Origin of the sequence: Amycolatopsis sp. FDAARGOS 1241, assembly GCF_016889705.1 — a bacterium.
Classification (GTDB): Bacteria; Actinomycetota; Actinomycetes; order Mycobacteriales; family Pseudonocardiaceae; genus Amycolatopsis.
This window is the reverse complement of record NZ_CP069526.1, coordinates 7,161,835-7,175,036: the sequence shown is the minus strand read 5'-3', so window position 1 is coordinate 7,175,036 and position 13,202 is coordinate 7,161,835. Positions and strand designations below refer to the sequence as shown.

The 13,202-nt window shown below is 70.7% G+C and carries 13 protein-coding genes and 1 pseudogene; all 14 read left to right on the top strand.

The window, feature by feature from the left end; translation table 11 throughout:
- Position 1: 1 nt before the first annotated feature.
- The 14 genes and pseudogenes from I6J71_RS34955 (at position 2) to I6J71_RS34890 (ending at position 12,884) form a co-directional block, all read left to right on the top strand.
- A complete protein-coding gene (locus I6J71_RS34955; RefSeq protein WP_239154089.1) occupies positions 2 to 880 on the top strand; it encodes a carbohydrate ABC transporter permease in 879 nt (292 codons plus the stop codon).
- Positions 881 to 1,052: 172 nt separating this feature from the next.
- Positions 1,053 to 2,202: pseudogene (locus I6J71_RS34950) on the top strand (IS30 family transposase).
- Positions 2,203 to 2,439: 237 nt separating this feature from the next.
- Positions 2,440 to 3,249, top strand: a complete 810-nt coding sequence (locus I6J71_RS34945) for a CoA transferase subunit A (RefSeq protein ID WP_204090754.1) — start codon at positions 2,440 to 2,442, stop codon at positions 3,247 to 3,249.
- The gene (locus I6J71_RS34940) at positions 3,246 to 4,001 is read left to right on the top strand and encodes a CoA-transferase subunit beta (protein WP_204090753.1); all 756 of its coding nucleotides are present in this window, start codon (positions 3,246 to 3,248) and stop codon (positions 3,999 to 4,001) included. Before I6J71_RS34945 ends, I6J71_RS34940 begins: the two co-directional genes overlap by 4 nt.
- The gene (locus I6J71_RS34935; protein WP_204090752.1) at positions 3,998 to 5,179 is read left to right on the top strand and encodes a thiolase family protein; all 1,182 of its coding nucleotides are present in this window, start codon (positions 3,998 to 4,000) and stop codon (positions 5,177 to 5,179) included. Before I6J71_RS34940 ends, I6J71_RS34935 begins: the two co-directional genes overlap by 4 nt.
- A gap of 31 nt (positions 5,180 to 5,210) precedes the next feature.
- Positions 5,211 to 5,945, top strand: a complete 735-nt coding sequence (gene pcaH / locus I6J71_RS34930; protein WP_204090751.1) for a protocatechuate 3,4-dioxygenase subunit beta — start codon at positions 5,211 to 5,213, stop codon at positions 5,943 to 5,945.
- Entirely contained in the window at positions 5,945 to 6,496 is a 552-nt protein-coding gene (gene pcaG, locus I6J71_RS34925; RefSeq protein WP_204090750.1) for a protocatechuate 3,4-dioxygenase subunit alpha, read from the top strand. Before pcaH ends, pcaG begins: the two co-directional genes overlap by 1 nt.
- A 60-nt stretch (positions 6,497 to 6,556) precedes the next feature.
- On the top strand, positions 6,557 to 7,330 hold the full coding sequence (gene pcaD / locus I6J71_RS34920) for a 3-oxoadipate enol-lactonase (protein WP_204097385.1): 774 nt from the start codon (positions 6,557 to 6,559) through the stop codon (positions 7,328 to 7,330).
- Between the two features lie 23 nt (positions 7,331 to 7,353).
- On the top strand, positions 7,354 to 7,731 hold the full coding sequence (gene pcaC / locus I6J71_RS34915; RefSeq protein WP_370542242.1) for a 4-carboxymuconolactone decarboxylase: 378 nt from the start codon (positions 7,354 to 7,356) through the stop codon (positions 7,729 to 7,731).
- A gap of 10 nt (positions 7,732 to 7,741) precedes the next feature.
- Positions 7,742 to 8,545: an IclR family transcriptional regulator C-terminal domain-containing protein gene (locus I6J71_RS34910; protein WP_204090748.1), complete on the top strand. Its 804-nt coding sequence runs from the start codon at positions 7,742 to 7,744 to the stop codon at positions 8,543 to 8,545.
- On the top strand, positions 8,538 to 9,137 hold the full coding sequence (locus I6J71_RS34905) for an NTP transferase domain-containing protein (RefSeq protein ID WP_204090747.1): 600 nt from the start codon (positions 8,538 to 8,540) through the stop codon (positions 9,135 to 9,137). The genes I6J71_RS34910 and I6J71_RS34905 overlap by 8 nt, the downstream gene beginning before the upstream one ends.
- Positions 9,134 to 10,054 (top strand): MoxR family ATPase, encoded by a 921-nt coding sequence (locus I6J71_RS34900; RefSeq protein ID WP_204090746.1) that lies wholly within the window; start codon positions 9,134 to 9,136, stop codon positions 10,052 to 10,054. The genes I6J71_RS34905 and I6J71_RS34900 overlap by 4 nt, the downstream gene beginning before the upstream one ends.
- Before the next feature lie 609 nt (positions 10,055 to 10,663).
- Complete coding sequence (locus I6J71_RS34895) at positions 10,664 to 11,779, top strand: VWA domain-containing protein (protein WP_204090745.1); 1,116 nt, start codon at positions 10,664 to 10,666, stop codon at positions 11,777 to 11,779.
- Positions 11,772 to 12,884, top strand: coding sequence for an XdhC/CoxI family protein (locus tag I6J71_RS34890; protein ID WP_204090744.1), 1,113 nt, complete (start codon positions 11,772 to 11,774; stop codon positions 12,882 to 12,884). Before I6J71_RS34895 ends, I6J71_RS34890 begins: the two co-directional genes overlap by 8 nt.
- Positions 12,885 to 13,202: the final 318 nt, after the last annotated feature.

The window sequence follows — 13,202 nt, the reverse complement described above, 5'->3', positions numbered from 1 at the left end:
CATGGCTGTGCTGACCGGGAACGCGCCGGCGGTGCCGGCGAAGGTGCGCGACCGCTCGGGCGGCTGGGGCCGGGTCCCGAAGTACCTGCTCGCCGGCGTGCTCGTGCTGATCTTCCTGCTGCCGTTCTACATCATGGTGCGCAACGCCCTGATGACGCGGGCGCAGGTCGCTTCGCCCGAGTGGTCCTGGCTGCCGGACCCGCTGTCGTGGGTGAACTTCGGCGACCTGTTCGCCGACCCGTCGGTGCCGATGGGCCACGCGCTGCTCAACTCGCTGGTGATCGCCGTGATCACGGCACCGGTGGGCACGATGTTCGGCTCGATGGCGGGGTACGCGCTCGCGCGGATCGACGTGCCGGGGCGGCGCGCGGTGTTCACCTACGTGCTGGTGACGCTGATGATCCCGCAGTCGGTGACGTTCGTGCCGACCTTCGTGGTGGTCGGCGCGATGGGCGGGGTGAACACGGAGTGGGGCATCATCGCGCCGAACCTGTTCAGCGCGTTCACCGTGATCCTGTTCCGCAACTTCTATCTGCGGTTCCCGGCGGAGATCGAGGAGGCGGGCCGGCTCGACGGGCTCGGTTACCTGGGCGTGTACCGCCGGCTCGTGCTGCCCAACTCCGGCGCGATGATCGCTTCGCTCGGGGCGCTGATGTTCATCGAGAGCTGGAACTCCTTCCTGTGGCCGCTGGTCATCGGGCAGGACCCGTCGTCGTGGACGGCCCAGATCGCGCTCTCGACGTTCCTCACCGCGCAGACGATCAACCTGCCGGCGCTGTTCGCCGGCGCGCTCGTGACCATCGCTCCGCTGGTGGCGATGTTCCTGGTGGCGCAACGGTTCATCGTCCGCGGCATCGCGGCGAGCGGCCTGAAGGAGTAGGTCCGCGTCCGTTCGAAGCCCCCTTCCCGGTCGTCTTAGGTTCAAGAGGTCGTTGCAACACCCGAGGTGAGGGGTTGCGGTGGACTTCGAGATCCGGCGGGATCGGGGGCCGCAGGGCCGGAGGAGGTTGGCCCGGGAGCGGGATCACTACCTTGCTCTGGTGAAGCAGGGGATGAGTAACGGCCAGGCGTGCCGTGTCGTGGGGGTGAACCTGCGGACGGGGCGTGAGTGGCGTAACGGGCGGCCGGAAGGTCGTGTGAAGAGGGCTCGTCCACCGGCGCGGGTGAGGGCGCTGGTGGACGAGCCCTCGGCTTATTTCCTTGGGGAGGACGAGCGGATCGTGGTCGCCGATCGGCGGCGGGCGGAGGTCTCGATGCGGGCGATCGCTGCGGAGCTGGGCCGTGCAGTCTCGACAGTGAGCCGGGAGATCAAGCGGAATGCCCATCCGGTCAGCGGCGACTACCTGCCACACGCTGCCCAGGCTCGTGCCGATGCCCGCCGGGCACGCCCGAAGGGCGGGCAGATCGCGGCGTGTCCGCACTTGCGTGCGCTCGTGCAGCAGTGGCTGGGGCTGGAGTGGAGCCCGGAGCAGATCAGTCATAGCCTGCGGCGGGAGTTTCCCGACCGGCCGGAGATGCAGGTGTCCCACGAGACGATCTACCAGGCCCTCTGTGTCCAGGGCCGTGGCGAGCTTCGGCGGGAGCTCACCCGGGCGCTGCGGACGGGCCGGCCTACCGCATTCCACACAAGCGTCCTGACCAGCGCCAGCCTCGGTTCGCCGCGCCCATGGTGATGATCAGCGACCGCCCGGCCGAGGCCGAGGACCGGGCCGTGCCCGGGCACTGGGAAGGCGACCTGATCATCGGCAAGGACCAGCAGTCCCAGATCGGCACCCTGGTCGACCGCTCCACCCGCTACGTCCTGCTCGTTCATCTGCCCTGTGACCGCACCGCCGAGACCGTCCGTGACGCCCTGGCCGCGACCATGGCCACGTTGCCGGCGGAACTGAAGCGGTCACTGACCTGGGACCAGGGCTCGGGAATGGGCCTGCACCACCAGTTCTCCCTGGCCACTGACCTGCCCGTCTACTTCTGTGACCCACACTCGCCCTGGCAGCGCGGCTCGAACGAGAACACCAACGGCCTGCTGGAGTGGTCCCTAGACTGCTACGCCAGTACTTCCCCAAAGGGACCGACCTGTCGGTCCACAGCGCCGAGCATCTCGCCGAGATCGCCGCCAGACTCAACGGCCGACCACGCAAAACGCTCGACTGGGAAACCCCAGCCGAGCGTCTCGCCAAACTCCTGGCACCAGCCAGGTAATCAATCCGTGTTGCAACAACCCCTTGACACCGCCCGTCCCGGGGAGGGGGCTTTTCGTTCTTCCGGGTGGTCCCGGCTCTCGCCTCGCGGGCCCCGGTCGTGCTATGTTCTTATCAAGAACTTGTGTGCGCGATCCGAACACTTGTGACGCTTGCGATCCGCGTTCAGCGCATGTTCAGTGCTTCCCAGTACTTGTCAGAAGACCGGGACCACGGGGTCCACACGGAAAGGCTCGCGATGGCTAGGGTGCTGTCGCTCGGCGAGGCGATCGCCGAGCTGGTCCACGACGGGGACACCGTCGCGCTCGAGGGGTTCACACACCTGATCCCGGTGGAGGCCGGGCACGAGATCATCCGGCAGGGGCGCAAGAACCTCACGCTGGTGCGGATGACCCCCGACATCGTGTACGACCAGCTGATCGGCGCCGGCTGCGCGAGCAAGCTGATCTTCTCGTGGGGTGGCAACCCCGGTGTGGGGTCGCTGCACCGGTTCCGCGACGCCGTGCAGCACGGCTGGCCGGTGCCGCTGGAGATCGAGGAGCACAGCCACGCGGGCATGGCCAACCGGTACGTGGCCGGTGCCTCCGGCTTGCCGTTTGCGGTGCTGCGCGGGTACACGGGCACCGACCTGCCGGCGCAGACGGACACGATCAAGCCGATCACGTGCCCGTTCACCGGTGAGCGGCTCACGGCCGTGCCGGCGCTGAACCCCGACGTCACGATCATCCACGCCCAGCGCGCCGACCGCGCGGGCAACGTGCAGCTGTGGGGCATCGCGGGCGTGCAGAAGGAGGCGGTGCTGGCGGCGAAGCGGTCGCTGGTCACCGTCGAGGAGGTCGTCGACGAGCTGGAGCCGCGGCCGGGCGCGGTCGTGCTGCCCACGTGGGCCGTCACCGCCGTGGCCGAGGCGCCGGGTGGCGCGAAGCCGTCGTACGCGGCGGGGTACTACGAGCGCGACAACTCGGCCTACCAGGCATGGGACCCGATCGGACGTGACCGCGAGGAGTTCACCAAGTGGCTGAACGAGCTGACCGGGGTGAAGGCATGAGCGAGTACACCGCCGACGAGATGATGAGCATCGCCGCGGCGCGCGCCCTGCACGAGGGCACGTCGTGCTTCGTGGGCATCGGCCTGCCGAGCACCGCGGCGAACCTGGCGCGGCGCACGCACGCGCCGAACCTCACCCTGATCTACGAATCGGGCTGCCTGGGCGCCAAGCCCACCCGCCTGCCGCTGTCGATCGGCGACGGCGAGCTGGCCGACACCGCCGACGCGGTGGTGAGCGTGCCCGAGGTCTTCAACTACTGGCTGCAGCCCGGCCGCATCGACGTCGGTTTCCTCGGCGCCGCGCAGCTCGACAAGTTCGGCAACATCAACACCACGGTCATCGGCACCGACTACCACGATCCGAAGGTCCGCCTCCCCGGTGCGGGCGGCGCGCCGGAGATCGCCGCCTCCTGCAAGGAGGTGTTCATCGTGCTGCGGCAGAGCCCGCGCGCGTTCGTGGACAAGGTCGACTTCATCACCTCGTTCGGCCACGGCACGGGCAAGGGCGACCGCGAGAAGCTCGGCCTGCGCGGCGCGGGCCCGACGCTGGTCATCACCGACCTCGGCATCATGCGGCCCGACCCGGAGACCTCCGAGCTAACGCTGACCGAGCTGCACCCCGGCGTGGAGCTGGAGCAGGTCGTCGCGGCCACCGGGTGGAAACTGAAGGCGGCGGCGGACCTCAAGACGACCCCGGCGCCGACCGAGAAGGAACTGTCCCTGCTCCGCGAACTGAAGAAGGCCGGCGAATGAGCGACGTATTCCTGTTCGACGCGATCCGCACCGCGTTCGGCCGCCACGGCGGCGCGCTGTCGAAGGTGCGGCCCGACGATCTCGCGGCGACTGTGCTGCGCTCGCTCGCCGCGCGCAACGACCTCGATCCGTCCACTGTGGACGAGGTACTCTTCGGCGACGCCAACGGTGCCGGCGAGGATAACCGCAACGTGGCGCGCATGGCCACGCTGCTGGCCGGCTGGCCGACGTCGGTCCCGGGCGGCACGCTCAACCGCCTGTGCGGGTCCGGGCTCGATGCCGTGATGCAGGCGAGCCGCACGATCCAGGTGGGCGACGCGTCGCTCATCGCCGTCGGCGGCGTGGAGTCCATGAGCCGCGCGCCGCTCGTCATGGCCAAACCGGACAAGGCGTTCCCGGCCGCCAACCAGACGCTGTACAACTCCGCGCTGGGCTGGCGCATGGTCAACCCGGCCATGCCGGAGGAGTACGTGATCTCCAACGGCGACTCCACCGAGTACCTCGCGCAGCGCTACGGCATCAGCCGCGAGGAGCAGGACGAATTCGCGGTGCGCAGCCACGTCAACGCCGCTCGCGCGTGGGACGAGGGCTTCTACGACAACCACGTCGTGCCGGTCGAGGGTGTCGAGCTCGCCCGCGACGAGGGCATCCGGCCGGACTCCACGATGGAGAAGCTGGCCAAGCTGAAGCCGGCGTTCAAGCGCGACGGCGGCACCGTCACGGCGGGCAACTCCTCGCCGATCAACGACGGCGCATCGGCGCTGTTGCTCGGCGACGAGGCCGCGGGCAAGCGGCTCGGCAAGGCGCCGCTGGCCCGCATCGCCGGGCGCGGGGCCGCGGGTGTCGACCCGAACGTCTTCGGCATCGGCCCGGTGCGCGCGGCGGAGATCGCGCTGGAGCGCGCGGGCATCGGCTGGGACGACGTGGCGGCCGTGGAGCTCAACGAGGCGTTCGCCGCGCAGTCGCTGGCGTGCCTGAAGGACTGGAAGGAGCTCGACCCCGCGCTCGTGAACGTCCACGGCGGGGCCATCGCGATCGGGCACCCGCTCGGCGCGTCCGGGGGCCGGATCCTCGGCACGCTCGCCTACCGGCTGCAGCAGACGGGCGGGCGCTACGGCGTCGCCGCGATCTGCATCGGGGTGGGCCAGGGGCTCGCCGTCGTCATCGAACGCCAGTGATCGAACAACGCTGATCGAACACGGAGGAACTGTGGCCTCACCCACCGATCTCCGCCTGCCCCGCTATCCGCGGGAGCCGGAGGGGACGAACGCTCCATTGGACTACCAGGGTTACCGGTCCACAAAGCTGCGCCACCCCTCGCAGCCGCTGGTCCTGCTCCCGCAGATGCTGACCGAGGTTACGGGTCCGCTGCTCGGTCCGGGCCGCCTCGGCGAACTCGACAACGACCTCACGCGCCAGCACGACGGCGAGCCCCAGGGCCAGCGCATCATCGTCAGCGGCCGGCTCCTCGACGGTGACGGGCGCCCGATCCGCAACTCGCTCGTCGAGATCTGGCAGGCCAACGCCGGTGGCCGCTACCGCCACACCGGCGACCGCTGGCCGTCGCCGCTCGACCCGAACTTCGACGGGCTCGGCCGCGCGCTGACCGACGACGACGGGCGCTACGAGTTCACCACCATCAAGCCCGGCGCGTACCCGTGGAAGAACCACGACAACGCCTGGCGCCCCGCGCACATCCACTTCTCCGTGTTCGGCTCGGCGTTCACGCAGCGGCTGGTCACGCAGATGTACTTCCCGGACGACCCGCTCTTCTCGCAGGACCCGATCTTCAACTCGATCCCCGACGAGAAGGCTCGCGAGCGCATGATCTCCCGCTTCAACCTGGAGCGCACGGTGCCGGAGTGGGCGATGGCGTTCGACTTCGACATCGTCGTGCGGGGTCGTGAGCAGTCGGTGTTCGAGGACGAGGAGGACGAGGACTGATGGGCGAGTTGCTCACGACGCCGTCGCAGACCGTCGGGCCGTACCTGTCGATCGGGCTGCCGTGGGAAGACGGGCCGTTCGTGGTGCCGGAGGGCACCGAAGGCGCGTTCTGGATCCGCGGCACGGTGACCGACGGCGCCGGCGCCGTGGTGCCGGACGCGATGATCGAGACCTGGCAGGCCGACCCGCAGGGCGGGTTCGACCACCCGGACGACCCGCGGGGCCGCAGTGAGTCGGGCTTCCGCGCGTTCGGCCGCTGCCCGACGGACGAGAACGGCGAATACCGCATCCTCACGTTGCTGCCGGGTGTGCTGCCCGGTGAGCAGGGTGAGCAGGCGCGCCACATCGACGTGTCGGTGTTCGCGCGCGGTCTGCTCAATCGCGTGGTCACGCGGATCTACTTCGAGGACCAGGACAACTCGGGCGACGCGGTGCTGGCGAGCGTACCGGCCGAGCGCCGGGACACGCTGGTGGCGAAGAAGACCGACGACGGCTACCGCTTCGACGTGCGGCTGCAGGGCGACGGCGAGACGGTTTTCTTCCAGCTCTGACAGCGGTCCGGCCAGACCGGTCTCCGCAGTGTCCATTTCGGAGGGTGTAGCGCAGTGAGTGTGCGGGTGCACCGGGTCGTCGAAGGTCCCGGCGATGGCCCGGTGGTGGTGTTCTCCAATTCGATCGGCAGTGATCACCGTATGTGGGAGCCACAGGTGGCGCCGCTCGTCGAGCGCGGCTACCGGGTCGTGCGGTACGACACGCGCGGCCACGGCGCGTCGCCGGTGCCGGACGGGCCGTACGAGTTGAGCGACCTCGGTGCTGACGTCGTGGCGCTGCTCGACGACCTGGGTGTCGAGCAGGCGCACCTCGTCGGGCTCTCGCTCGGCGGGATGACCGGCATGTGGCTCGGGATCCACGCGCCCGAACGGCTGCGGAGCCTCACGTTGTGCTGCACGTCGGCGAAGCTCGGCCCGCCGGAGATGTGGGCGGACCGGGCGCGCCTGGTGCGCGCCGAGGGCACGGCGGTGATCGCCGAGGCGGGCGTCGGGCGCTGGGTCACACCGGCGTACGCGCAGGCACACCCCGATCAGGTCGCGTTCCTGCGGCGGATGATGGAGGACTGCCCGGACGAGGGCTACGCCGCGTGCTGCGGCGTGATCGAGCGGATGGCCCTGCTCGCCGACCTGCCGAAGATCAGCTTGCCGACGCTCGTCATCGCCGGTGCGGACGATCCCGCGACGCCGCCGGACCCCCACGGCACGCTCATCGCCGAAGGCGTGCCCGGCGCGCGGCTCGAAGTCGTCGCTTCGGCGGCGCACCTGGGCAGTTACGAGCAGCCGGAGGAATTCACCCGGCTGATCCTGCGGCACATCACGGAAGGAGCGCAGTGACCGGCGAACGGTACGAAGCGGGCATGAAGGTGCGCCGTGAAGTCCTCGGCGACGAGCACGTGGACCGCGCGACGGCGCGGACCACCGAGTTCAGCAAGCCGTTCCAGGAGTACATCACCGAAGCGGCCTGGGGTTCGATCTGGACGCGCGACGGTCTGGACCGCAAGACCCGCAGCTGCATCACACTGGCCGCGCTCACCGCGCTGCACTGCCACGACGAGCTCGCGATGCATGTCCGCGCGGCGATCCGCAACGGCCTCACCGCCGCGGAGATCCGTGAGGTGCTGATGCACACGGGCGTGTACGCCGGCGTACCCGCGGCCAACACGGCGATGGCGATCGCCCAGCGCACGCTGGCCGAACTCGGCGAGCCGACGGCGCAGGTCCCCGACGCCGGATAGGGTTCGCGTCATGGACTCCGACGATCCGGTCGAACGCGGCGCGCACCACGTGCAGTCGCTGGAGCGTGGGCTCGCGGTGATCAAGGCGTTCAGCGCTGAGGCACCGCACCCGACGCTCAGCGACGTCGCGCGGATCACCGGGCTGACCCGCGCCGCGGCTCGCCGGTTCCTGCTCACCCTCGTGGACCTCGGCTACGTGCGCACCGACGGCAAGTACTTCTCGCTGACGGCGCGCGTGCTCGACCTCGGGTACGCGTACCTGTCGAGCATGTCGCTCTCGGAGATCGCGCAGCCGCACCTCGAGCGGCTTTCCGCGCAGGTGCGCGAATCCAGCTCGGTGTCGGTGCTGGAGCCGCCGGACATCGTGTACGTCGCGCGCGTAGCGGTCTCGCGGATCATGACCGTGAGCATCAACGTGGGCACGCGCTTTCCGGCTTACGCCACGTCGATGGGCCACGTGCTGCTCGCCGACATGTCCCCGGTGGAGTTCGAGGCGTACCTGATGGTCGCGGACTTCGACCGGCTCACGACCCACACGCTCACCGATCGCGCTTCGCTGCAGGCGGAGCTCGCCAAGGTCGCCGAGCAGGGCTGGGCCATGGTCGACCAGGAACTGGAAGAGGGCCTCCGCTCCGTGGCGGCGCCGATCCGCGACCGCCTCGGCCGCGCGGTGGCCGCCGTCAACATCTCCACCCACGCCAGCCGCACGCCGATCGACCTGGTTCGCACCGATCTCGTGCCCCCGCTGCTCGAAACCGCGAAAGCCATCGCGGCCGATCTCGCGGTGTCGACGCCGAAGGTCGCTCGTGGCTGACGGGGTCGCGGGGCTGTTGCTGGCCGCCGGAGCGGGGCGGCGCTTCGGCGGGCCCAAGGCACTGGTCGAGCTGGACGGCGAACCCCTCGTGCGGCGGGCGTTGCGCACGCTCACCGACGCCGGCTGCGGACCGGTGCACGTGGTCGTGGGAGCGGCGGCCGACGACGTGCGGGCGTTGCTGCCCGACCCCGGCCAGGCGGTCTACGCCGAGGGCTGGGAAGGCGGCATGGGCGCGTCGCTGCGGGCCGGCCTGACGGCGCTGGACCGGTCGGCGCCGGAGGAGACCGTCGCGGTGCTGGTGCACCTCGTCGACCTGCCGTGGGTGCCGGCCGAGGCCCTCGCGCGCGTGGCGGCAGACGCGACCCCGACGGCGGTGCGGCGGGCGGCCTACGACGGCGTGCCGGGGCACCCGGTGGTGTTCGGACGGCGGTGGTGGACCGAGATCGCCGAGTCGGCTCAGGGCGACCGCGGGGCGCGTGAGTGGTTGCGCGGCCGCGAAGGCGTCGAACTCGTGGAGTGCGGCGACCTGGGCAGCGGCCGGGACGTCGACCGGCCCGCTGACCTGGGCCGGACCCCGGGAACGCCGGGATGACGGGCGAAAAACCCTCGGCGGGCCCTACGATCAGGGGCGTGACCGAGTCCCTCGCCTCGCCCGAAGAGCTCACCGCCGCGCTCGACGCCACCGGGTACCTCGCTGACGAGGGCTTGGCGACGGCGGGTTTCCTCGCCCTGCGGCTGCACCGTCCCCTGTTCTGCGAAGGCGAGCCGGGTACCGGCAAGACGTCGCTGGCACTCGCGCTGTCGGCCGCGCTCGACCTGCCGCTCGTGCGCCTGCAGTGCCACGAGGGCATCGACGCCGCGCAGGCCCTGTACGAGTGGGACTTCCCCCGGCAGCTGCTGCACCTGCGCGCCCTGGAAGCCGCCGAGGGCGGTCGGCTCGACGCCGACACGGCCGAGCGATCGCTCTACACCGAGCGGTTCCTGCTCGCCCGCCCGCTGCTGCAGGCGCTGACCGCCGCGCCCTGCGTGCTGCTCGTCGACGAGATCGACCGCGCCGACGACGAGTTCGAAGCCTTCCTTCTCCAGCTGCTCGACGAGTACACCGTCACGATCCCCGAGTACGGGGAGGTGCGCGCCGAGCAGCCGCCGCTGGTCGTGCTGACCTCCAACCGCACGCGCGAAGTGCACGACGCCCTCAAGCGCCGCTGCCTCTACCACTGGCTCGAGCACCCCGACCTGGCCCGCGAGATCACCATCCTGCGCCGCCGCATCCCCGGCATCGGCGAAACGCTCGCCCGCCAGGTCGCCGACGCCGTCCACCGCCTCCGCGAGATGGACCTGCTCAAACCGCCGGGCGTCGCCGAATCCCTCGACTGGGCCCGCGCCCTGCTCGCCCTCAACCGCGACGAACTGGACGCCGCGACCGCCGCCCGCACCCTCGGCGCGGTCCTGAAGTACAGCGAGGACCTCGACCGCGTCCGCGCGAAGCTGGACACGCTCTTCTCCTGACCCTGGCAGGCAGACCGCGGCAGCCACGATTCCGCGCCGGTGGCTCGACTTCTCCTGCGGGCCGCCGCTTCGGTGCCGGCCGGGCGAGGTGCGGAGGCACCTCGTGACGGCCGCAAGCCACCCGTCGCGCGGCCACCTGGCGCGGGCGTAGCGGTGCGGTTCCACCGCCGCAACCACAAGGCGCTCTCGCCGCTCCTTCGCCGCCGGGAGACTCCGAGCCTCTCCCGGACATCCACTGTGGACAGCCAGGTAATTGCGTTGACCGGATCACGCCCGGCGAGCCATGCTTTGCGCATCACCACGACAGCACTGCGCGACAGCGGCCGAGAGGAGGAAGACCGTGCGGATGACCGACTCCGCCCACACGAGCGCGGTCTTCCCCGTGCGCTGACCCGGTCACGCACCGCCTGAGCGCCGGTCCTTCACAACCAGCGCAACTCGCCCACTCCACCGGTCTTTTCCGAGAGCCTCCGCGCGCCCACCCTCCCGCTACCTGGGATCGGCCGCTGCGTGGAGCCGTCGAGTGCGCACGCCGCTTCAGGGGAGGGGCGGCGTGCGCGCTCGGTGATCGCGAGGCGGGCCGGGCCGGATTCGTTGCACAATGGGGGTATGAACACCGAAGTCGCCGATCCGCTGGCGGGGTTCGCCGGGTTCGCGGCGGCCCTGCGGGAAGCGGGGGTCGCGTGTGACGCGCGGCGCGTGCAGGCGTACCTGGCGGCGGTTTCGGAGGTCGACATCTCGGAGTCCACGCAGCTCTACTGGGCCGGCCGGCTCACGCTGTGCTCCGATCCCGACGACCTGCCGCGCTACGAGGAAGCCTTCGCGCGCTGGTTCGACGCCGACGACACACCCCGGGGCAAGTCGGGCGCGCCGGCGCAGAAACGCGCGCGCATCGCGCCGCTCGCCGCGAATGCGGAGGGCAGTTCGGAGAGCGAGGACAACCCCGACAGCCTCAAGGTCGCTGCCAGTGACCACGAAGTGCTGCGCCACCGCGACCTCGCCGAGCTCACCAAGGCCGAACGCGAGCACTTGCGCGAACTCCTGGCCACGCTGAAACCCGTGCCACCGGCCCGACGCGCGGCGCGGCGCAGGCCGGCCCACCGAGGCCTGCTGGACCCTTCGCGCACCTTGCGCGCCATGCTCGCCGACGGCGGTGAGCCCGTGCGCTTGGTCCACAGCCGCCGTGGGACCAGGCCGCGGCGCGTGGTGCTGCTCATCGACGTCTCCGGCTCGATGAGCCCGTATGCCGACGCGCTCCTGCGGTTCGCCCACGTCCTCACGAGGTCCGCTCCGGCGAGCGTCGAGACCTTCACGCTGGGCACGCGCATGACCCGCGTGTCGCGCCAGCTGCGGCAGCGCGATCCGGAACTGGCGATGCTCGCAGCCGGCAACGCCGTGCCCGATTTCGCCGGTGGGACGCGGCTCGGTGAGACCCTGAGGGTCTTCCTCGACCGCTGGGGCCGGCGCGGGATCGCGCGGCGCTCGGTGGTCGTGGTGTTCTCCGACGGCTGGGAACGCGGGGACGTGAGCCTGCTGTCCGAACAGCTCGGCCGGTTACGCCGGCTCGCGCACACCGTATTCTGGGTGAATCCGCACGCGGGGCGGGAGGGCTACGCGCCGGTGCAGTCCGGCATCGTGGCCGCCCTGCCCCATATCGACCGGCTGCTGGCAGGGCACAGCCTGGCGACGTTGGAACAACTGCTCGGGGAGATGACCGATGCGTGACGTACTGGACGACGTGTACCGCCGTTGGCAAGCAGGTGAGACTGTCGGCCTCGGCACCGTGGTGGCCACGTTCTCGTCGGCACCGCGGTCGCCGGGCGCGTCGATGGTCGTGGCCCCGGACGGAACCGTTGCCGGGAGCGTCTCCGGCGGGTGCGTCGAGGGCGCCGTCTACGAGCTGGCGCAGGAAGTGGTCGCCGAGCGCAAGCCCGTGTTGCAGCGCTACGGCGTGACCGACGACGACGCGTTCGCGGTGGGCCTGACCTGCGGCGGGATCATCGACATCTACGTGGAGCACCTGGACCGCGAGTCGATGCCGGAGCTGGGCAAGGTCGTGGAGAGCGTGCGCAGCGGTGAACCGGTCGCCATCGTGACCATCATCGAGCACGAGACACCCGGCCTGGTCGGTGAGCGCATGGTGGTGTGGGCCGACCGCGCCGAGGGTTCGCTCGGCTCGTCGCGGATGGACGACGCCGTGGCCGACGACGCGCGCGGCCTGCTCGCGTCCGGGCGCACCGGCACGCTGCACTACGGCCCGGACGGCCAGCGCCGCGGCGAGGGCATGGCCGTGTTCGTGAACTCTTTCGAGCCGCCGCCGCGGCTGCTCGTGTTCGGCGCCATCGACTTCGCCGCCGCCATGGCGCGCATGGGTTCCTACCTCGGCTACCAGGTCACCGTGTGCGACGCGCGGCCCGTGTTCGCCACCAGCAGCCGGTTCCCCGACGCGCACGAGGTCGTCGTCGACTGGCCGCACCGCTACCTCACTGCGGAGGCCGAGGCCGGCCGGATCGACAGCCGCACCGCGATCGCCGTGCTCACGCACGACCCGAAGTTCGACGTGCCGCTGCTGGAGGTCGCGCTGCGGCTCGACGTCGGCTACGTGGGCGCCATGGGCTCCCGCAAGACGCACGACGACCGGTTCGCGCGCCTGCGCGAGGCCGGGGTCACGGAACCGGAGCTGGAGCGTCTGTCGTCCCCCATCGGCCTCGACCTGGGTGCGCGCACGCCCGAGGAGACCGCGGTGTCCATCGCGGCCGAGATCATCGCGCTGCGCTGGAGCGGCACGGGCCGCCGGCTCGCCGCGTTGTCGGGGCGCATCCACAGCTGAGTCCGTGGTGAAAAGGTCCCGCGCTCCGGACGGAGTGCGGGACCGTTGTCGTGAACCCGCGAATGCGGGGAAGAAGCGAACTTCGTGCCGCAAGTGCAGGGAATTGGCCACGGTGGACCTGAATCTGCGGCTGCATGCCCGCGGAACCCGTCGTCGATCAGCGTCGAAGTGGACGAAGTGCCGGGAATCCCCACGTCCAGCCGGAAGACGACCATGCTCGACCGTCCACCTGAGACCTGGCCGATATCCGCACCGAGCTGAAAAATCACCCGGACGGAGGTCCGCATCTGCGGAAATCCTTTGCGGATATTCGTGCAG

Bases quoted from the DNA above. Each gene is read 5' to 3' on its own strand.
- pcaG (WP_204090750.1), top strand. From the start codon at position 5,945: ATGGGCGAGTTGCTCACGACGCCGTCGCAGACCGTCGGGCCGTACCTG.
- I6J71_RS34900 (WP_204090746.1), top strand. From the start codon at position 9,134: ATGACGGGCGAAAAACCCTCGGCGGGCCCTACGATCAGGGGCGTGACC.
- I6J71_RS34940 (WP_204090753.1), top strand. From the start codon at position 3,246: ATGAGCGAGTACACCGCCGACGAGATGATGAGCATCGCCGCGGCGCGC.
- I6J71_RS34955 (WP_239154089.1), top strand. From the start codon at position 2: ATGGCTGTGCTGACCGGGAACGCGCCGGCGGTGCCGGCGAAGGTGCGC.
- I6J71_RS34910 (WP_204090748.1), top strand. From the start codon at position 7,742: ATGGACTCCGACGATCCGGTCGAACGCGGCGCGCACCACGTGCAGTCG.
- I6J71_RS34945 (WP_204090754.1), top strand. From the start codon at position 2,440: ATGGCTAGGGTGCTGTCGCTCGGCGAGGCGATCGCCGAGCTGGTCCAC.
- I6J71_RS34895 (WP_204090745.1), top strand. From the start codon at position 10,664: ATGAACACCGAAGTCGCCGATCCGCTGGCGGGGTTCGCCGGGTTCGCG.
- I6J71_RS34935 (WP_204090752.1), top strand. From the start codon at position 3,998: ATGAGCGACGTATTCCTGTTCGACGCGATCCGCACCGCGTTCGGCCGC.
- pcaC (WP_370542242.1), top strand. From the start codon at position 7,354: ATGAAGGTGCGCCGTGAAGTCCTCGGCGACGAGCACGTGGACCGCGCG.
- I6J71_RS34890 (WP_204090744.1), top strand. From the start codon at position 11,772: ATGCGTGACGTACTGGACGACGTGTACCGCCGTTGGCAAGCAGGTGAG.